General features: G+C 53.1%; 21 protein-coding genes. 5 read left to right on the top strand and 16 right to left on the bottom strand.

The genetic code is table 11. The features are described from left to right. The first annotated feature begins 201 nt into the window (after positions 1–201). Positions 202–819: a flavin reductase family protein gene (locus M2422_RS08310; RefSeq protein WP_059446437.1), complete on the top strand. Its 618-nt coding sequence runs from the start codon at positions 202–204 to the stop codon at positions 817–819. On the opposite strand, the gene rna is transcribed toward M2422_RS08310, so the two are convergent. Together rna and dcuC are read right to left on the bottom strand one after the other, a co-directional pair. Beyond that, entirely contained in the window at positions 813–1,622 is an 810-nt protein-coding gene (rna, locus tag M2422_RS08305; RefSeq protein WP_064673638.1) for a ribonuclease I, read from the bottom strand. The genes M2422_RS08310 and rna overlap by 7 nt on opposite strands. A 94-nt stretch (positions 1,623–1,716) precedes the next feature. Beyond that, positions 1,717–3,084 (bottom strand): anaerobic C4-dicarboxylate transporter DcuC, encoded by a 1,368-nt coding sequence (dcuC, locus tag M2422_RS08300; protein WP_023310737.1) that lies wholly within the window; start codon positions 3,082–3,084, stop codon positions 1,717–1,719. Positions 3,085–3,476: 392 nt separating this feature from the next. Here dcuC and pagP point away from each other — a divergent pair, with 392 nt between their 5' ends. Together pagP and cspE are read left to right on the top strand one after the other, a co-directional pair. After that, on the top strand, positions 3,477–4,094 hold the full coding sequence (gene pagP, locus M2422_RS08295) for a lipid IV(A) palmitoyltransferase PagP (protein WP_045142917.1): 618 nt from the start codon (positions 3,477–3,479) through the stop codon (positions 4,092–4,094). A 190-nt stretch (positions 4,095–4,284) separates the two neighbouring features. Beyond that, positions 4,285–4,494, top strand: coding sequence for a transcription antiterminator/RNA stability regulator CspE (gene cspE, locus M2422_RS08290; RefSeq protein WP_002439184.1), 210 nt, complete (start codon positions 4,285–4,287; stop codon positions 4,492–4,494). A gap of 219 nt (positions 4,495–4,713) precedes the next feature. Here cspE and crcB read toward each other — a convergent pair whose 3' ends face one another. Next, entirely contained in the window at positions 4,714–5,097 is a 384-nt protein-coding gene (crcB, locus tag M2422_RS08285; RefSeq protein WP_033144922.1) for a fluoride efflux transporter CrcB, read from the bottom strand. A 67-nt stretch (positions 5,098–5,164) separates the two neighbouring features. On the opposite strand from crcB, the gene M2422_RS08280 reads away from it, so the two are divergent. Both M2422_RS08280 and tatE read left to right on the top strand, forming a co-directional pair. Further along, on the top strand, positions 5,165–5,953 hold the full coding sequence (locus M2422_RS08280) for a deaminated glutathione amidase (RefSeq protein WP_064673639.1): 789 nt from the start codon (positions 5,165–5,167) through the stop codon (positions 5,951–5,953). A gap of 125 nt (positions 5,954–6,078) precedes the next feature. Beyond that, positions 6,079–6,282, top strand: a complete 204-nt coding sequence (tatE, locus tag M2422_RS08275) for a twin-arginine translocase subunit TatE (protein WP_023310742.1) — start codon at positions 6,079–6,081, stop codon at positions 6,280–6,282. 81 nt (positions 6,283–6,363) lie between these two features. Here tatE and lipA read toward each other — a convergent pair whose 3' ends face one another. The 13 genes from lipA to lptE all read right to left on the bottom strand — a co-directional run bounded on the left by lipA (position 6,364) and on the right by lptE (position 18,730). Continuing rightward, positions 6,364–7,329, bottom strand: a complete 966-nt coding sequence (lipA, locus tag M2422_RS08270) for a lipoyl synthase (protein WP_013097595.1) — start codon at positions 7,327–7,329, stop codon at positions 6,364–6,366. A 207-nt stretch (positions 7,330–7,536) separates the two neighbouring features. Further along, complete coding sequence (locus M2422_RS08265; RefSeq protein ID WP_032665064.1) at positions 7,537–8,490, bottom strand: YbeF family transcriptional regulator; 954 nt, start codon at positions 8,488–8,490, stop codon at positions 7,537–7,539. 291 nt (positions 8,491–8,781) lie between these two features. After that, entirely contained in the window at positions 8,782–9,423 is a 642-nt protein-coding gene (gene lipB, locus M2422_RS08260; RefSeq protein ID WP_033144925.1) for a lipoyl(octanoyl) transferase LipB, read from the bottom strand. A gap of 95 nt (positions 9,424–9,518) precedes the next feature. Next, positions 9,519–9,782, bottom strand: a complete 264-nt coding sequence (gene ybeD / locus M2422_RS08255) for a DUF493 family protein YbeD (RefSeq protein WP_006177135.1) — start codon at positions 9,780–9,782, stop codon at positions 9,519–9,521. A gap of 106 nt (positions 9,783–9,888) precedes the next feature. Beyond that, positions 9,889–11,100, bottom strand: a complete 1,212-nt coding sequence (dacA, locus tag M2422_RS08250) for a D-alanyl-D-alanine carboxypeptidase DacA (RefSeq protein WP_032638844.1) — start codon at positions 11,098–11,100, stop codon at positions 9,889–9,891. 139 nt (positions 11,101–11,239) lie between these two features. Next, on the bottom strand, positions 11,240–12,352 hold the full coding sequence (rlpA, locus tag M2422_RS08245; RefSeq protein ID WP_033144926.1) for an endolytic peptidoglycan transglycosylase RlpA: 1,113 nt from the start codon (positions 12,350–12,352) through the stop codon (positions 11,240–11,242). 16 nt (positions 12,353–12,368) lie between these two features. Continuing rightward, positions 12,369–13,481, bottom strand: coding sequence for a peptidoglycan glycosyltransferase MrdB (mrdB, locus tag M2422_RS08240; protein WP_023310746.1), 1,113 nt, complete (start codon positions 13,479–13,481; stop codon positions 12,369–12,371). A gap of 2 nt (positions 13,482–13,483) precedes the next feature. Further along, positions 13,484–15,385 carry a peptidoglycan DD-transpeptidase MrdA gene (gene mrdA / locus M2422_RS08235; RefSeq protein WP_047061344.1) on the bottom strand — a complete coding sequence of 634 codons (1,902 nt, stop codon included), beginning with the start codon at positions 15,383–15,385 and terminating at the stop codon, positions 13,484–13,486. A 28-nt stretch (positions 15,386–15,413) separates the two neighbouring features. Next, positions 15,414–15,881, bottom strand: coding sequence for a 23S rRNA (pseudouridine(1915)-N(3))-methyltransferase RlmH (gene rlmH / locus M2422_RS08230; RefSeq protein ID WP_023310748.1), 468 nt, complete (start codon positions 15,879–15,881; stop codon positions 15,414–15,416). Between the two features lie 3 nt (positions 15,882–15,884). Further along, positions 15,885–16,202, bottom strand: coding sequence for a ribosome silencing factor (gene rsfS / locus M2422_RS08225; protein ID WP_023334893.1), 318 nt, complete (start codon positions 16,200–16,202; stop codon positions 15,885–15,887). Positions 16,203–16,471: 269 nt separating this feature from the next. Further along, a complete protein-coding gene (gene nadD / locus M2422_RS08220) occupies positions 16,472–17,137 on the bottom strand; it encodes a nicotinate-nucleotide adenylyltransferase (RefSeq protein ID WP_064673641.1) in 666 nt (221 codons plus the stop codon). Continuing rightward, positions 17,130–18,161 carry a DNA polymerase III subunit delta gene (holA, locus tag M2422_RS08215; RefSeq protein ID WP_064673642.1) on the bottom strand — a complete coding sequence of 344 codons (1,032 nt, stop codon included), beginning with the start codon at positions 18,159–18,161 and terminating at the stop codon, positions 17,130–17,132. Before holA ends, nadD begins: the two co-directional genes overlap by 8 nt. Next, a complete protein-coding gene (gene lptE, locus M2422_RS08210) occupies positions 18,161–18,730 on the bottom strand; it encodes an LPS assembly lipoprotein LptE (RefSeq protein ID WP_064673643.1) in 570 nt (189 codons plus the stop codon). Before lptE ends, holA begins: the two co-directional genes overlap by 1 nt. Between the last annotated feature and the right edge of the window lie 7 nt (positions 18,731–18,737).

Below are 18,737 nucleotides of genomic sequence, written 5' to 3'. Positions count from 1 at the left end.
TGGCAGCGAGGGTTTAACTCTCCCGATGATACTGGCTGAGCGCGCAAGTTTGAAGTGATGAAGGTCACATTCATGGTCCATATGAATTTTCGCTGAAATTTATTCAGTCTTCATTCCGGGCGGAATACGTTACGCTGAGTGTCCTGAACCCGGGCTTTGCGCGAAGCGCTATTCGCGTCAGCCCACCAACGAGAGAGAACTATGTACTTCTACCAACCGTCTCAGGGGCACGGCCTGCCGCACGATCCGCTGAACGCCATTATTGGTCCACGTCCGATCGGCTGGATCTCCTCATGCGACAAGGCCGGTCAGCTCAACCTCGCACCGTATAGCTTCTTTAACTGCTTTAACTATCGCCCGCCGATCATCGGCTTTTCCAGCAACGGCTGGAAGGACAGCGTGCGTAATATTACCGAAACAAAGGAATTTGTCTGGAACCTGGCGACGCGCGATCTCGCGCAGGCGATGAACCAAACCTCTGCGATGCTTCCGCACGATCGGGATGAATTTAGCTTTGCCGGGTTAACGCCAGCGGCGAGCCAGCTGGTCAAAGCGCCCCGCGTCGCAGAAAGCCCTGTGAACTTTGAGTGCCGCCTGTCGCAGTGCATTCAGCTTACCGGTGCCGACGGCACACCGGTCGATACGTGGCTGGTGCTGGGGGAGGTGGTCGGTATCCATATTGCCGAAACGCTGCTGGAAGAGGGGATTTACCAGACGGCGAAAGCGCAGCCCATCCTGCGTGCGGGTGGGCCGACGGCGTATTATGGCATCAGTGACGAAAACCGGTTTGATATGGTGCGCCCGGGCGCGGATCAGTAGCCGGCTTTATCAATCACGAACTGTTTTCCGCAGTTACCCGGATGTGGCTGCGGGGCCAATGACGCCGCAGAAAGCGGGTTGTTAATGGTGTCCGCCTTCAGCGAAACCTGCATCTCGGTCAGATACGCCGGATTGCCGTTGCAGGTCAGCTTGATCGCTTTGATGTTTTCTTTTCCCCAGCTTTTGGCAACGGCACCGTCAAAGTCGCTGCGATTGACGGTTTTCCCGTAATTATCGGCGAGGAATTTACCGACCGCGCTGTTTTTAACTTCCTGATTCATCCGCACCATCGTGCCGAAATAGGCATCTGGATCGAAACCAAAGCAGACGCCATGTTTGGCATATTCATAACGTTCCAGGCAGGAATTACCGCCCGCGCCCGGCATCACGTCGTTGAGCTTTGCGGCTGCGGAAAGCGACAGTCCGGTTTCGGCGGCATCGCATTTGCGGCTAGCCTTTACTTCCGGCATGTTCGGAATGGGGCGCGTGGCGCAGCCAAAACGCATCCACCGACGTTCATCCACGCCGCGAGCGGCAATGGATTTTGGCAGGCCAGGCCATAGCCCGTGGACGGTCAGAAAATCGGCTTTATTATCGCGCTCTTTTTGCAGGCGACATTCGTCAGGTTCGTTGCGGTTGCGTTCGACCATGCTCTGGCAAAACCCGGTTTGCCAGGACAGAGCCAGCACATAGCGATCGAAATCGCCATACTGTGTTGCCTTCAGCGGTTCCGCCTGTGCGGAGAAGAGACAGAGAGCAAGCGCGATTGCGCCAGACGGGATGACGATATCCTTCCTGAACATATGATTTCCTGATCGAATGAGCACGATTAATTTCTGGAAGTTATTAAAGCACAAAAAGCGCCTACAGGCGCTTTTTGGATATCCCTAATTTAGCTTAGGCCGCGCCGGGTACCAGCACTTCCGTGGCGATAATCACGATAATCAGACCAACTATAACGGGCACTGAGGTGCGTTTGACGACTTCGAATGGCGAGATTTTCGCCATCCCGGCAACGGCGACGACCACACCCGACACCGGCGAAATGGTACGGCCCAGGTTTGACGCCTGCAGCATGGGAATGGAAAGGTAGGCCGGGTTAATACCGGAGGAGTGAGCCAGTTTCGGGATCATCTCAACGAAAGCGTAGAAAGGCGCATTACCGGAACCGGTGGTCATCGCCGCCAGCATGGTGAGCACCACCAGAACCAGCATCAGGATAATACTGGCGGAGCCGAACGAGGTGGCGATAGAAATCAGGCTCTGGATAAAGCCGATCGTGCTCAGACCCTGGGCAAAAACGCCCGCTGCAACCAGCAGGATCACCACGCCAGCGAAGGCATCCGCCATACCGCGATACGCAACTTCCAGACCCGAGAAGACTTTTTGCGTGTTAAAACCGCGCACAAACTCCAGCACGGCGGCCAGCAGCATACAGATGACCAGAATGGTGATGATGTGCAGCTGTGGACCCCATTTTCCGTCAAAAATCAGCACTCCGACGATCGGGGTGAACGGCAGAATGGCATAGAACGCGGGAGCGGTCGTGGTGATTTCACTCACGTCCATCATTTCATGGCTGATGTTTTCTTTCTTATCGAGATAGCGCTGCCAGAAGAAATGCGCGATCCCCATGCCCACGATGGCAACAATTGAGATCGGTAACGTGGTTTTAAAGGCGAAGTCGATGAGTGACATCTCCGCCGCCTTTGCCGCCAGCACAACGTCGCCGGAGGTCGGGGAGAGAATAATCGCTGCCGGAGACGCGCAAATTGCCGCGGCCGCGCCACGGCTGATACCGACGTTCACCATGACCGGGAACAGCGTCGCCATGAGCAGTACGCCAAGCCCTGTAGCCGACGAAACGGCCAGTGACATGAGGCAGGCGAGGAAATAGGCTGCGACCATTAGCAGATACGGCGAGTTGATGTATTGCAGGGGTTTAGAGGCAAGCTTAACGACCATGTCGTTGGCGCCGATATGGGTCATATAGGCTGCAAAACCGCACAGCATCATGATCATCATACCCAGATCGCCGCCGCGGCTCATGAGCAATATTTTAATGTATTCAACAATATCTGTAGCCGTGTAACCGGTGCTGGTCGCGCTGGCAGGTAACACCTGGTGCCCCATTATTGCGCTGATAATCAGCAGCGTTAGACCGCCGACAAATAATACGCCCGTGGCCGAGTAGCCTTTAATGATGTAGCGTGCGACGCCGACAATGACGACGACTCCAATAAGGAGTTCGAATAACGTAAGCATGATTTCCCCTGTATCTCTGCTGCAATGGAGCACAAAAAATCAAAAAAAAGAAGGATGAAAATGTGCCGAATAATTGGCCTGTTCTTGCTGATTAAAATCAATAAACAGACGACTAAAGAACAGAACAACCGTCTTTTTGCCATGGCCCATACATTTATGTCATGAGGGCCTTGACCGTCAGAAATAGCGCAATATGTCCTAATAATGATAACAAATTGTTAATGTTTTGTGTGGTTTTACATGTCACTGATTCAGAACATTAAATGGGTAAAGTCACACCCCTTGTGGGTTTATTTTGAACGCATTGCCGCCTTTCCTTAAGAATATTCCCGAAAAGAAGCTGAATAATTAGGAATAACGCCGATGTCGTTAAGCTTTGATTCAACTACTTTATGGTAAACTTTGCCTCGAATACTAAGAATGGTAATTGCATTGTGATTGTACGTAATACATTTTTCTCTATTTTGTTGTTTATTTTTGGGCAGTTAACGTTTTGTTCTGTTGCACAGGCAGAAGGCAACGCGACGGATAAAGGCTGGTTCTCAACCTTTACGGATAATGTTTCCCAGACATGGACGGCACCTGAACATTATGATCTCTATGTCCCGGCAATAACGTGGCATGCGCGTTTTGCTTATGACAAAGAGAAAACCGATAAATACAACGAGCGTCCGTGGGGCGCGGGTTTTGGCCAGTCGCGCTGGGATGAAAAGGGAAACTGGCATGGCATCTATTTGATGGCCTTCAAAGACTCGTTTAATAAATGGGAGCCGATTGGGGGGTATGGTTGGGAAAAAACCTGGCGCCCGCTAGCGGACGAGAACTTCCACGTCGGTTTGGGCTATACCGCCGGGGTTACTGCACGTGACAACTGGAAATACATTCCAATCCCGGTGCTGCTGCCTTTGGCCTCTATTGGCTATGGCCCCGCAACGTTCCAGATGACCTACATTCCGGGTACGTACAACAACGGTAACGTTTACTTCGCCTGGATGCGTTTTCAGTTTTAACTGACAAAACGTTACATGCTGGTGAAAAAACGCGCAGGCGTTGATTCATAAGCGATAAAAATCTGTCAGTGAAAATTAACGCGACTTTAGTCACTTTTTATCAAAGATCCGCTGGACAAAAGGTCCCACAATTGATGTACTGATAACCGACACAGCATTTGTGTCGTTTTTTAATGTAAAGGTAATTTTGATGTCTAAGATTAAAGGTAACGTTAAGTGGTTTAATGAGTCCAAAGGATTCGGTTTCATTACTCCTGAAGATGGCAGCAAAGACGTGTTCGTACACTTCTCTGCAATCCAGTCTAATGGTTTCAAAACTCTGGCTGAAGGTCAGCGTGTAGAGTTCGAAATCACTAACGGTGCCAAAGGCCCTTCTGCTGCTAACGTAATCGCTCTGTAATTCAGACGCGTCAGCAAGAATTTCAAAACCCGCTCACTGAGCGGGTTTTTTTCGTTTTGAATCAGCCAAGCAGATACATTTTCAGGAAGCTGGCAACGATCAGCACGCTCAACAACACCATTCCTGCGCTCATCAGACTCTGTTTCATTCTGTCACCCTCGTTCAGTATTACATTCAGAGTGACAGAGAAAAATTAAGCCAACATTAACGGTTCGGCTGTTAATGCGCGCTTGCGGAAGAAAATAGCCAAAATGCGATCCCCGTCATCGCAAAGGAGCCGAGCATATTGATCGCCACATTCATCAGCGCCCAGCCGATACGGCCTTCCTGAAAGAGAAAAACCGTCTCCGCAGAAAAGGTTGAGAAGGTGGTCAAACCGCCGCAGAATCCGGTGGTAATCAACACCTTCCACATTGGGTCGATGTGCGTCATTCGGTTAAACCAAGCCAGCCCCATACCAATGATAAAGGCACCAATCAGGTTTGCGGCAAGTGTCCCCATAGGAATCGCCTGATGCAGGGGGTTAAACCGCATACTCAGAAACCATCGCGCAACGCTACCCGTTCCCCCACCAATAAAAACGGCTAAAAGTAGTTGTAACACGCTAAATACCTGCTATTTGATGTGTAAGAGAAGCGAGTTTAACGCCGTTTATGATGAGGGGACAAATATGTATGTAGCGGTAGGGCAATTTGTGGTCACGCCTGACTGGCGTGAAAATGCGCTCACGTGCGTCGAACTGATGATGCAGGCCCGGCAGAAAGGCGCATCGCTGCTGGTTCTCCCCGAGGCGCTGCTGGCCAGGGATGATAACGATCCGGATTTATCCGTGAAGTCCGCGCAGCCGCTGGATGGCGAATTCTTACAGCAATTGCTCGGCCAAAGCGCAGGCAATACGATGACGACGATCTTAACGATCCATGTTCCCTCCACGCCGGGTCGCGCGGTTAATACGCTCGTGGCGATTCGTGACGGGGCCATCGTGGCACATTACGCCAAGCTTCACCTCTATGATGCGTTCAGCATCCAGGAGTCGCGACGCGTTGACCCCGGAGACAATATCCCTCCGCTGCTGGAGATTGACGGATTTAAGATCGGACTGATGACCTGCTATGACCTGCGTTTTCCCGAGCTGGCGCTCCATCTGGCGCTGCAGGGGGCTGACGTGCTGGTACTGCCTGCCGCGTGGGTCAAAGGGCCGTTAAAAGAGCATCACTGGGCAACGCTGCTTGCGGCACGCGCGCTGGATACAACCTGCTATGTCGTTGCCGCAGGGGAATGTGGCACGAAAAACATCGGGCAAAGCAGGGTGGTTGATCCGCTGGGGGTGACGATCGCCGCCGCCGCTGAAGCCCCGCATGTGCTGGTGGCGGAGATAAACTCAGAGAGAATTGCGCTTGCGCGTCAGCAATTACCCGTTCTTCGCAATCGTCGGTTTGCGCCACCGCAATTATTGTGATGTTTTTTTCAACAATGCTTGATTCACCTTGTTACAGATTGCTATTGTGTGCACGCGCAAAATGACCGTTAATACAGTCAGGTTTTGGCGCTGAATGCAGCCTGTTTTAAGTAAAGAAGGTATCTATGGGTGAGATTAGTATTACCAAACTGCTGGTGGTTGCCGCACTGGTCGTCCTGCTGTTTGGTACCAAGAAGTTACGCACGCTGGGTGGTGACCTGGGGGCTGCCATCAAAGGCTTTAAGAAAGCGATGAACGATGATGATGCAGCGGCGAAGAAAAGCGCCGAGGATGACGTCCCGGCAGACAAGCTTTCTCACAAAGAGTGACAGCAACGCCTGAGTGCTTGCGAAAAAAAACCGGCTCATGAGGCCGGTTTTTTTGTATTACTGTAAATTAATATTACAGCATTATTTAACTTCTTCGCCTTTAGCCTGCATATCGGCATGGTATGAGGAGCGAACGAATGGGCCGCAGGCAGCGTGGGTGAAGCCCATCGCCATCGCTTCGGCTTTCATTTCATCGAACTCGTCCGGGCTCACGTAGCGCTGTACCGGCAGGTGGTGACGGCTTGGCTGCAGATACTGTCCGAGGGTAAGCATGGTCACACCGTGGCGGCGAAGATCGCGCATCACCTCGATGATTTCATCATTGGTTTCACCCAGGCCCACCATCAGACCAGACTTGGTCGGAATATGCGGATGCGCTTCTTTGAAACGCTCCAGCAGTTTCAGGGACCAGTTATAGTCAGCGCCCGGACGGACCTGACGGTAAAGACGCGGCACGTTCTCCAGGTTGTGGTTAAACACATCTGGCGGCGTCGCGGTCAGGATATCCAGCGCGCGGTCCATACGGCCGCGGAAGTCAGGCACCAGCGTCTCGATTTTGATGTTAGGACTTTTCTCGCGAATGGCCGTAATACAGTCGGCGAAGTGCTGAGCACCACCATCACGCAGGTCGTCACGGTCAACGGATGTGATAACCACATAACGCAGCGCCATGTCAGCGATGGTCTGCGCTAGTTTCTGGGGTTCGTTAGCATCAGGCGCGACTGGACGGCCATGAGCAACATCGCAGAACGGGCAGCGGCGGGTACAGATAGCACCCAGAATCATAAACGTCGCGGTACCGTGATTGAAACATTCAGCAAGGTTCGGACAAGAGGCTTCTTCACACACGGAGTGAAGACCATTCTTGCGCATCGCCGCTTTGATCCCCTGGATACGCGAAGAGTCGGCCGGAAGTTTGATTTTCATCCATTCCGGTTTTCTTAACAGCGCCTCGCGCTCTGTAGCCACGTTTTTAACCGGGATAAGGGCCATTTTATCGGCATCGCGGTATTTAACACCGCGTTCCATCACAATGGGTTTACTCATAGCGTGCGTGTTCCAGTTGCGAATATCGAAGGAAAGCGTTTCAATTCAAGGGAATGTTGTATTTATCAACTATTTTTGAACGAACGACAGGCAGTATATCATTGAAACGGTCGTTAAAGCAGCCTGCCAGATCGCCAATTTGTAAAATAGTTGTTGTTTTGTGCCTTTTGCCCTGCGGGTTGCAGGGGCTTGTGCTGGCTAAACCTGTCAGAAGGCCTGACGGATGATGCGGATGACGTTTTCCAGGACCGGATCGCGCAAACTCAGCTTGTTGTAATGCAGTGAAATCTCGATAGATTCCGCATTAAGCTGGCTGAGCGGGATGCTTTCCAGCGGCCAGCATTTTTGTAGCAGGCTGTACAGGCGTGATGGCATAACGCACAGCATATCGCTGCTGCCGATCAGGGATGCGGTGGTAAACATATTGTAACTGCTGAAGCTGATCTGACGTTCCGGGAAAATTTCATCAATACGCTGACGAAGTGCATGATTAGATTGCCCTTCGGTCATGAAAGACGAGTGATCGTAGTTGCGCAGGTTTTCGATGGTTAACGGCTCGCTAAGAGCAGGATGCTGCTGGCGGCAAACCAGTACCAGGTTATCCGCATAAAGCACATTTTGCCCCAGCGCTCTGGCACTGAAGCTGCCGCTTTCAATAATCAGGTCCGTCTGGAACTGGGCAAGCTGAATGTCAGGTTCATTGAGAGGCACATTGCGAAGCAGGAGCTGCGGAGCATGCTCTTTTACGGCCTGGAAGATCGCCGGCATCACCAGCACCCCGACAGAAGGGGAACAGCCGATGGTGATGGTTCGCTGCTTATCATAGCTCCCGGTTAAATCCAGTGCGCCCAGAATCGACTCTAGCCCCTGGCTGATGTACTCGTGGAGATGCGTGGCATAAGCCGTCGGCGTTACCCCCTGGCCCTTACGGATAAATAACGGGTCGGGAAATATAGCGCGAAGCTTTTGGATTGACTGGCTTATTGCTGATGGCGTGAGATTAAGAATTTTCGCAGCGTTAACGATACCCTTATGGACATATACCGCCTCAAAAATAGTCAGTAAATTGAGATCAATATTACGTAAAGTCCGAAAAATTTGCGGCTTGTCTTCGCCACCGGGTTCATTCAGTCGTTTGGCTGGTAAATTATTATACTCCACGCTTTCACTCCGTATACATTCACAATATGAATGATAGTTGAATTTATTTATTATGCTTGTAGAGATTCGTAAAGTGTTGGTTTTGTTTCACTTGTTTATCAAGGGCAAACGGTTGTGTGATAATTGCTCACCTTACTTATGCCGTGTTTGCCATGCTTGCTGGAGGCTAAATAATATGTGACGGTAATATTCGGGCGCTTCGAAAATATAGAATCTGTGGATTATTGTAAAGTGCAAAAGCTGTAAATAAACAGTGGCCCGCCAAATTATCGAGCCATGTTGTATGCTGTATTAAGCAGGGATATATTCGTATGGGGGATTGTTAAGTAGCGCTAACATCTGCTTTAAAAGCACGGGACGAATATGTTCTGGCGTAGCGGTTTCAACCCACTGACGCATTTGCGTCATTTCCATGCCGGCGTAGCCGCAGGGGTTAATGCGCTGGAAAGGCGCAAGGTCCATATTAATATTCAAGGCCAGGCCATGGAATGAGCAACCTTTACGAATACGCAGCCCCAGTGAGCAGATCTTCATTTCCCCAACGTAGACTCCCGGCGCATCGGCGCGTGGATGTGCGTCAATACCATATTCCGCCAGCGTGTTGACGACAGTTTGTTCCAGTAAGGTAACCAGTTCACGCACGCCCAGCTTTCTGCGCTTCAGATTGAGCAGGACGTACATCACCTGCTGACCGGGCCCATGATAAGTGACCTGACCGCCGCGATCGCTCTGAATAACCGGGATATCTCCCGTCATTAACAAATGCTCTGCTTTACCCGCCTGGCCTTGCGTAAATACCGGCAGGTGTTCGACCAGCCAGATCTCATCTGGGGTGCTGTCATCGCGTGAATCGGTGAAGTCATGCATAGCCTGGGAGACAGGCTCATAAGGTTGCAGCCCGAGGTGACGGACCAGAATTTTATCCTGATACAAAACTGCGTCTCCGAAGACGAGGGACAAAAGGTGTGGAGGAGTATATCACAGCGGGGGAGAGGGGTTACCCGGCAAACCGGGTAACCGCAAAGGGACTACAGCACCATACGAACAATTTCGATATTGCCGAGCTCTTCGTACAGCGTTTCCACCTGCTCAATATGTGTCGCAGTGATGGTAATAGAAACCGAGTGGTAGTTGCCCTTGCTGCTTGGTTTTACTGACGGAGAGTAGTCACCCGGCGCATGGCGCTGTACCACTTCAACCACCTGATCAACCAGCTCAGGTTTCGCCAGACCCATTACTTTGTAGGTAAATGAGGTTGGGAATTCAAGCAGTTCGTTAAGTTTGGTTTTCATGTCAGCTCCGGCGTAACGTCAAAAAATAATAACTCCCACGTCAGGTGGGAGTTATCAGGATACTTAGTATATGGGGATCAAAATCACACTTTCAAGTGTTCAATTTTTAACCAAACCAGTGGTGGAACATCAATTTAATGTAATCAATGATTTTGCCGAAGAAATTGCCTTCAGGAATTTCTTGCAGGACAACCAGCGGACGCTGATCGATCGTTTTTCCATCCAGCTGGAAGTTGATCGTACCCACAACCTGGTTTTTCTGCAGCGGGGCATGCAGCTCGGTGCTGTTCAGCACGTAGCTGGCTTTCAGATCCTTCATGCGACCGCGTGGAATGGTCAGGTAGAGATCTTTATCAACGCCGAGTGAAGCACGGTCGTTGTCGCCGAACCAGACGGGTTCAGACGCAAACTCTTTCCCTGCTTTCAGTGGGTTCACGGTTTCGAAGAAGCGGAAGCCCCAGGTCAGCAGTTTCTTGCTTTCTGTTTCACGACCTTTAAAGGTCCGGCCGCCCATCACGGCAGAGATCAGACGCATCTGACCTTCAGTGGCAGAGGCCACCAGGTTGTAGCCCGCTTTGTCGGTGTGGCCAGTTTTGATGCCGTCAACGTTCAGGCTGTTATCCCACAGCAGGCCGTTACGGTTGGTCTGACGAATACCGTTGAAGGTGAACTCTTTCTCTTTATAGATAGAGTATTCATTAGGTACATCGCGGATCAGCGCCTGACCAATCAGGGCCATGTCACGTGCGGAGCTGTACTGACCGTCTGCGTCCAGGCCGTGTACGGTCTGGAAATGGCTGTTTTTCAGACCCAGCGCGTTAACGTAGCTGTTCATCAGGCCCACGAAGGCATCCTGGCTCCCGGCGGCGAAGTCGGCCATCGCCACGCAGGCATCGTTACCAGACTGCAGGTTGATACCGCGAATCAGCTGGGAAACAGGAACCTGCATACCCGGCTTCAGGAACATCAGAGAGGAACCTTTGAAAACAGGGTTCCCGGTTGCCCACGCATCGTTACCGATGGTGACCAGATCCGATTCTTTGAATTTACCTGCCTTCATCGCCTGGCCGATAACGTAGCTGGTCATCATTTTGGTCAGACTGGCCGGGTCACGGCGGGCATCGGCATTCTGTTCTGCCAGCACTTTGCCAGAGTTGTAATCGATCAGGATGTAGGATTCCGCGTCGATTTGCGGAACGCCAGGGATCATGGTCTTGATATTCAGGTCATCGGCGTGAGCTGCAGAGAGCGCAGCAGCGCAAAGGGCCGTGGTCAGCGCCATGCGCTGCACAAAACGAGCAGAAAAAGTGGTCTTCATGGTCAGAACTACGACATCCGTGATGGAATTAAAAAAAGTGCCTTACTATAGCAAATGCTATTCAGGCAGGCATCCGACTTTAAGCATGAGTTTGTGAATGTGTTTTACACTAACTGACAATTCGGATACCGCTGGTTAATTATTTCGCAACAGCGATAAATGACTGAAGTTGAGCTTCATTCTGCAGACGCTGCTGCAGGGACGCGGCCTGCGATTTGCTGGCAAACGGCCCCATCTGAATGCGCCAGACCGCGCCGTTCTGCTCAACGCGTCCCGGTACGCCAAACTGCTGGCTCAGACGCTGTTGATACTGCCTGGCCCGGGCCTGATCGCTTACTGCGCCTACCTGAACCACATAGCTGCCGCTGGCCGCTGCTGGAGCCGCTACCACCGCACTTTGCGTGGCTGCAGGCGCCGTTACGGGAGCCGGCTGGGTTACTGGTGCCGCAACGGGAGCAGGGGCTGGAGTCGGCTCACTGCCTTCCAGCACGCCCGAGGCTAAGGTCGTCGGTGCGCCAAGAAAGCCACTACTCTTTACCGGCGCGCCGGTAGAATCCTCGCTTTGCAGCGTGTCATTGCTGATCGGGCGTATTTCTCCCCCCGGCTGAGCAGGCTCTGCCGGAGACGAGACGCTTCCCATTCCGCCGTCAAGATTTGGGCGGTCAGGAAGGGCATAGGTCTGTTTTGCCACCGTCGTACACGCGGTACCCGGCCCGGAGAGCGAACCATCCTGTGCGACGATAATCGGGTCAATACGGACTTTGGTGTTGTTCGAGGTGTTCAGGCGATCGGCAGACGCGCGCGACAGGGAAATCACCCGGTCATTTCCGTAAGGACCACGGTCGTTGATCCGCACGACGATCATACGGCCATTCGCCAGGTTGGTGATACGGGCGTAGCTCGGGATCGGCAGCGTCGGGTGTGCTGCCGTCAGCTGCATTGGGTCGAACACTTCCCCGGAAGCCGTCAGGTTACTGCCTGGCTCGGCATCATAAATGGCGGCAAAGCCCGCCTGACTGAAACGGGAAGGATCCTGAACAATTTTATAGCTTTTGCCGTCGCGCTGGTAATCCTGATTGGCACTGGCATTCAGCGGTTCATAAACGGGATCGGCACCGCTAATTTCAACGATCGGGCCATTACACACCGCAGGCTGCGGCGGCGCGACGGTTGCCTGTTGCTGACCATCATCACTTGTGCAGGCCGCAAGTAAACTTGCCGCGATGCAGATCCCCAGCCACTGCTTACGCATTCCGATCCCCTTATTTTTATACGCTTTTTGACAACATTTTTCTGTGGGTATGGATCGACATCACGATACCAAACCCGGCCATCAACACGATCAGTGCCGAGCCTCCGTAACTCACCAGCGGCAGCGGTACGCCTACCACCGGCAGAATACCACTCACCATACCAATATTTACGAAGACATAAACGAATAAAATCAGCATCAACCCGCCGGCCATGACGCGACCAAAAGTGGTTTGTGCGCGTGCTGCAATCCACAATCCCCGCATGATCAGCAGTACGTACAGCGCCAGCAATATTAAGATGCCAACCAGCCCCAGCTCTTCCGCCAGTACGGCAAAGATAAAGTCGGTGTGGCGTTCCGGTAAAAATTCCAGCTGCGACTGCGTGCCGTGCAGCCAGCCTTTACCGCGCAGGCCGCCGGAGCCAATCGCAATCTTGGACTGAATAATATGATAGCCCGCGCCCAGCGGATCGGTTTCCGGATCGAGCAGCATCATGACGCGCTGGCGCTGGTAGTCATGCATCAGGAAGAACCAGAGGATAGGAATGAACGCTGCAATCAGCACCACCGCGATACCAATCAGGCGCCAGCTCAGTCCCGACAGGAAAAGGACAAACAGGCCGGAAAGGGCGATAAGAATTGAGGTGCCAAGGTCAGGCTGCGCCGCAACCAGCAGCGTCGGCAGGAAAATCAGCACCAGCGCGATGGCGGTGTTTTTCAGCGACGGCGGACAGACGTCGCGGTTGATAAAGCGTGCCACCATCAATGGAACGGCGATTTTGGCAATTTCCGAGGGCTGGAAGCGGACAACGCCCAGATCCAGCCAGCGCTGTGCCCCTTTTGAAATGGCGCCAAACGCATCTACCGCAACCAGCAAAATAATACAGAAGATGTAGAGGTAGGGCGCCCAGCCTTCGTAGACGCGCGGCGGAATTTGCGCCATCACCACCATGATGATCAGACCCATTGCGATCTGGCCGATTTTGCGCTCCATCATGCCGATGTCCTGGCCGCTGGCGCTCCAGATAACCAGGGCGCTGTATACCAGCAGAGCCAGCAGGATCAGCAGCATGGCTGGGTCGATGTGGATTTTATCCCACAGCGATTTTTTATTTGGATTATCCGTCATGATTATTGGTCCTCCGCCGCAGCGGCGGCCGGGTTTTCAGCCGGCAGTTCGGTGTTGTTATCACCCAGCATAATGTGGTCAAGGATCTGGCGCATGATGGTCCCTACTGCTGGCCCGGCACCGCCGTTCTCCAGAATCATCGCCACCGCGACCTGCGGGTTATCATAAGGGGCAAACGCCGTCATCAGCTTATGGTCACGCAGACGTTCAGCAATGCGGTGCGCGTTATAGGTTTCGTTGGCTTTCAGACCAAATACCTGCGCAGTACCGGATTTAGCGGCTACTTTGTACGGCGTACCGGTGAAGTACTTATGCGCGGTACCGTTCGGGCGGTTTGCCACGCCGTACATACCGTCTTTCGCAATTTCCCAGAAGCCGGAATGGATGTCACCCACTGGCGCCTCGTGCGGCTGATTCCACGGCACTTTTTTGCCGTCTTCAACCGTACTCTGTAGCAGATGGGGCACTTTTACCACGCCGTCATTGATGAGGATCATCATGGCTTTGTTCATCTGAATCGGCGTCGCTGTCCAGTAACCCTGGCCGATACCCACCGGAATAGTGTCACCCTGATACCACGGTTTTTTAAAGCGCTTCAGCTTCCATTCACGCGTTGGCATGTTGCCAGAACGTTCTTCTGAAAGGTCCACGCCGGTGTAATGCCCGTAGCCGAATTTGCTCATCCACTCTGACAGGCGGTCGATACCCATGTCATACGCCACCTGATAGAAGAAGGTATCCGCAGATTCTTCCAGTGATTTGGTGACGTTCAGATGACCGTGACCCCATTTTTTCCAGTCACGATAGCGCTTATCTGAACCCGGCAGCTGCCACCAGCCCGGGTCAAACAGGCTGGTATTACGGTTGATGACGCCGGCACTCAGCGCAGAGACCGCCACGTACGGTTTAACCGTGGATGCCGGCGGGTAAACCCCTTGCGTCGCGCGGTTGACCAGCGGCGTGTTCGGGTCATTCAGCAGACCGGAATAGTCTTTACTCGAAATCCCATCAACAAAGAGGTTCGGGTCATAGCTAGGCATGGAGACCATTGCCAGGATGCCGCCGGTACGAGGATCGGTGACCACAACGGCTGCACGGCTGCCCGCCAGCAGGGTTTCGATATACTGCTGAAGCTTAAGGTCGAGCGTCAGATAGACGTCATGCCCCGCCTGAGGCGGCACTTCTTTTAGCTGGCGGATCACGCGGCCGCGGTTGTTAACCTCAACCTCTTCATAGCCGGTTTGCCCGTGCAGAACGTCTTCGTAGTAACGTTCGATCCCCAGCTTACCGATATCGTGCGTTGCAGCGTAGTTGGCCAGCTTGCCGTCTTTATCAAGGCGGTCGACGTCTTTGTCGTTAATCTTGGAAACGTAGCCAATCACATGCGTCAGCGCGGAGCCGTAAGGATAGTAGCGACGCTTATATCCCTTCACTTCCACGCCGGGGAAACGGTACTGATTCACCGCAAAGCGGGCCACCTGGACTTCCGTCAAATTGGTTTTAACCGGAATCGAGGTGAAGCGGTGAGAGCGGGCGCGCTCTTTTTTAAACGCCGCGATATCGTCATCGTTAAGGTCGACAACGCTTTTCAGCGCTTCCAGCGTATCCTGAACATTATCGACTTTTTCCGGCATCATCTCGATTTGATAGATGGTGCGGTTCAACGCCAGCGGGGTGCCGTTACGATCGTAAATAATGCCGCGGCTGGGTGCGATAGGCACCAGCTTAATGCGGTTTTCGTTTGAACGCGTCTGGTAGTCGGTAAAGCGGACAATTTGCAGATTATAGAGGTTGGCGATCAGCACGCCGGTAAGCAGCAAAATCCCGGTAAAGGCGACCAGCGCCCGGCGCACAAACAGCGCGGACTCAGCCGTATAGTCGCGAAAAGAATTCTGTAGTTTCATCCGCTGCTTATTCTACCCTGGTCAGTCATTACTCGCGGTGATAGGGGTGGTTGGTAGTAATGCTCCACGCGCGATACAGGCTTTCTGCCACCAGTACCCGAACGAGCGGGTGGGGAAGCGTCAGCGCGGAGAGGGACCAACTTTGTTCAGCCGCTGCTTTGCAGGCAGGGGATAACCCTTCTGGTCCGCCAATCAACAGACTGACGTCACGGCCATCCTGCTTCCAGCGCTCCAGTTCTTGCGCCAGCTGCGGCGTATCCCAGGGTTTACCTGGAATATCGAGGGTGACGATGCGGTTTTTGCCAGCGGCAGCCAGCATTAGTTCGCCCTCTTTATCGAGAATACGTTTGATATCCGCGTTCTTGCCGCGCTTCCCGGCGGGAATTTCCACCAGCTCGAACGGCATGTCTTTTGGAAAACGACGCAGATATTCAGTAAAACCGGTTTGTACCCAGTCCGGCATTTTGGTGCCGACGGCGACCAGCTGTAACTTCACGCATTAACCCCAGAGTTTTTCCAGCTCATACAGGCGACGGCTCTCGTCCTGCATGACGTGGACAATCACATCGCCGAGGTCGACTACCACCCAGTCAGCCGTCGCTTCACCTTCAACACCCAGCGGCAACAGCCCTGCTGCACGCGATTCCTGAACCACGTGATCGGCAATTGAAACAACATGACGCGTCGATGTACCGGTGCAGATGATCATGCAGTCGGTAATACTGGATTTACCCTTAACGTCGATAGCGATGATGTCCTGACCTTTCAGGTCATCAATTTTGTCAATAACAAAATCCTGGAGTGCTTTACCCTGCAAGTTTTCCCCCTGGGGTGAATGAGATTGTAAAACTTTGAATTCGTAGCCAGACAGTATACCTGAACTCACGCCTGCGTCGGGACAAATGTCTCCGGCCGGGCTTTTGAAGGCGGGTATCATCCCACCCTCCGCCTGAGATTGCATTGCCATTTTTGTAAAACAATTTCTGTAAAGCAATGATCGGCGGGAAAGTCTGGCAGCGGAGAATAACAGTATGGCTTACCCTGTCAAGGCGGGATAAACAATAAGCCGCTTTTTATGCTCTCCGGCTATTCATCTGCGCTTTTCTGATACAAACCGTGCGCATGGATATAGGCCAGCACCGGGGTCGGCAGCAGATCGTCACACGCTAAACCCTGCTGTAGACGCTCGCGAATGAGGGTTGCAGAGATATCAAACCACGGCGTTTCCGCCAGATAGATCTTCCCGGCAGGCTGGTTGTGAAGATCTTCAACATTATCGGTGAGATGGTCTTCCAGCCACTGCTGATACTGCTCTTCGCGCATGGTCAGCGGATAGCCGGGACGGCGGCAGACGAGCAGGTGGCTGTTCTCCAGGATGGTTTCATACTGATGCCACGTAGGGAAATTCAGCAGAGAATCCTGGCCGATGATAAAGGCAAGCGGCTGGTCTGGCCCTTGTTCGGCGCGCCACTCCTGAAGCGTCTGAGACGTCCAGGAGGGCGTGTCGCGACGCAGCTCACGCTCGTCAAGTCGGAATAGCGGTTTATTTGCGATGGCAAGGGCAAGCATCTCTTTTCGCTGCTCGCTGGTCGCCTCGGGCTGTGGACGATGGGGCGGGACATTGTTGGGCATGATGGTGACGCGATGAAGGCCGATCAGATTCGCCAGAATTTCAACCGGCTTCAGATGCCCGTAATGTACCGGGTCGAAGGTGCCGCCATATAAGGCCTGTAAAGAATGCATGCTATCCATCAATAAAAACGTCTGCCAGCGCCTTGTGGCAGAGCAGGAGAGAAAGACTTTCCAGCTCCGCCCAGACCGACTGGCCATAATCTTGTTTTAACGTGAGCTCAGCGCGCATCAGAAGCTGCACAGCCTGACGAAGCTGTTCATGACTCAGGCGGTTGACGGCCTCGGTGATTAAAGCCCGGCGATTTTGCCACACGCGGTGTTTATCAAACAGCGAACGCAGCGGCGTATGGGCCGACTGACGCTTGAGCGTAATCAGCAGCAATAATTCGCGCTGCAGCGTACGCAGCAGAATAACCGGTTCGCTCCCTTCGAGACGCAGCTGTTGCAGAATATGCAGGGCGCGTTTGCTTTTCGCCGACAGCAGCGCGTCCACCCAGTGGAACGGCGTGAAGTGTGCCGCGTCGTTAACGGCCTGCTCGACGCGCGGTAAGGTCAGCTTGCCATCTGGCCAGAGCAGGGAGAGTCTGTCCAGCGCCTGCGCCAGGGCCAGCAGGTTACCTTCATAGCAGTAGCAGAGCAGTTGGTTCGCCGCATCATCCAGCTGAAGGTTGTTCTGCTTCGCTCTCGCTGCCACCCATTTGGGCAGATGCGCCTGTTCAGGCGTCTGACAGGTGACCTGCACCGCGTGGGCTGCGAGTTGGGTGAACCACGCCGCATTTTCCTGCGCTTTGGTGAGCTTGTTGCCGCGCACAATCAGCAGCAGATCGCTGTGAAGCAGGCTGACTAGCGTGGCCAGCTGTTCATTGATGGCCGCGTTAGGGCCGTTTTCCGGCAGCAGGATCTGAATAGTCTGGCGCGACGCAAAAAGGCTCATCGCCTGACAGAGTGAGAAGAGGGCATTCCAGTCGGTGTTGTTATCCAGCTGGACGGTGTGGTGTTCATCGAAGCCCTGAGAGGCGGCTTCATGCCGCACGGCATCCAGGCTTTCCTGAAGCAATAACGGATCGTTTCCAAGAAGCAAATACGCCGCGCGCAACCCTTCTTTGAGCTGCGCGCGGAGTTGTTCAGGATACAGCCTGATCATCATTTACCCAGAGAGTTAGCAGCAGGAAGCGTGCCAGCAACCGGTTTTTCAACAATGTCAGAGCCTTGTCGGGTAGACGCTGCAATACCTGGCAGTTTACGGATCAGCTGTTCCGCCGCCTTGTCGTACATTTCGTTGATGATAATCTGCTGTTCGGCATCTTTTGCCAATGCCGTCTGCGGGTTATCGAAGAACGAACGGAACACTTTCGCGCTGATCGGATAGATGTCTTTACCCGGGATCAGGACCGCTGCGTTGACCGTCAGCACCATCTGATATTCAGCTGTACGACCATCCTGGAAGATAGAGGCCGTATCTCTCGACAGACCTCCTCCGATGATACGCAGAGACGGTACATCCTGGCGCAGCGTTCGTTTCTCAACAAGCTCAACGCCGTTCAGACGCAGCTGATTACGAACTGCCCGGCTGAGTGGACCATTCGGATCCGATGAGTCGAAAATCATCGTTTTCATCTCAGCAGGCACTGCCGTGGTATTGCGCAGGTGCCAGCCACAGCCGGCGGTGACAAGCACCGCCAGTGATAAGAGTATTGTTGCCAGTTGTCGCACGTTTCCT

Origin of the sequence: Enterobacter sp. SLBN-59 (genome assembly GCF_024807915.1) — a bacterium.
GTDB lineage: Bacteria > Pseudomonadota > Gammaproteobacteria > Enterobacterales > Enterobacteriaceae > Enterobacter > Enterobacter asburiae_B.
This window is presented reverse-complemented; position numbering and strand designations above follow the sequence as displayed.

What these genes read in the sequence shown, in the direction of transcription:
- tatE (WP_023310742.1), top strand. Translation starts at nt 6,079, where the DNA reads ATGGGTGAGATTAGTATTACCAAACTGCTGGTGGTTGCCGCACTGGTC.
- dcuC (WP_023310737.1), bottom strand. Translation starts at nt 3,084, where the DNA reads ATGCTTACGTTATTCGAACTCCTTATTGGAGTCGTCGTCATTGTCGGC.
- rlpA (WP_033144926.1), bottom strand. Translation starts at nt 12,352, where the DNA reads ATGCGTAAGCAGTGGCTGGGGATCTGCATCGCGGCAAGTTTACTTGCG.
- M2422_RS08280 (WP_064673639.1), top strand. Translation starts at nt 5,165, where the DNA reads ATGTATGTAGCGGTAGGGCAATTTGTGGTCACGCCTGACTGGCGTGAA.
- holA (WP_064673642.1), bottom strand. Translation starts at nt 18,161, where the DNA reads ATGATCAGGCTGTATCCTGAACAACTCCGCGCGCAGCTCAAAGAAGGG.
- rna (WP_064673638.1), bottom strand. Translation starts at nt 1,622, where the DNA reads ATGTTCAGGAAGGATATCGTCATCCCGTCTGGCGCAATCGCGCTTGCT.
- nadD (WP_064673641.1), bottom strand. Translation starts at nt 17,137, where the DNA reads ATGGATAGCATGCATTCTTTACAGGCCTTATATGGCGGCACCTTCGAC.
- mrdB (WP_023310746.1), bottom strand. Translation starts at nt 13,481, where the DNA reads ATGACGGATAATCCAAATAAAAAATCGCTGTGGGATAAAATCCACATC.
- mrdA (WP_047061344.1), bottom strand. Translation starts at nt 15,385, where the DNA reads ATGAAACTACAGAATTCTTTTCGCGACTATACGGCTGAGTCCGCGCTG.
- pagP (WP_045142917.1), top strand. Translation starts at nt 3,477, where the DNA reads ATGGTAAACTTTGCCTCGAATACTAAGAATGGTAATTGCATTGTGATT.
- M2422_RS08310 (WP_059446437.1), top strand. Translation starts at nt 202, where the DNA reads ATGTACTTCTACCAACCGTCTCAGGGGCACGGCCTGCCGCACGATCCG.
- cspE (WP_002439184.1), top strand. Translation starts at nt 4,285, where the DNA reads ATGTCTAAGATTAAAGGTAACGTTAAGTGGTTTAATGAGTCCAAAGGA.
- lipA (WP_013097595.1), bottom strand. Translation starts at nt 7,329, where the DNA reads ATGAGTAAACCCATTGTGATGGAACGCGGTGTTAAATACCGCGATGCC.
- ybeD (WP_006177135.1), bottom strand. Translation starts at nt 9,782, where the DNA reads ATGAAAACCAAACTTAACGAACTGCTTGAATTCCCAACCTCATTTACC.
- dacA (WP_032638844.1), bottom strand. Translation starts at nt 11,100, where the DNA reads ATGAAGACCACTTTTTCTGCTCGTTTTGTGCAGCGCATGGCGCTGACC.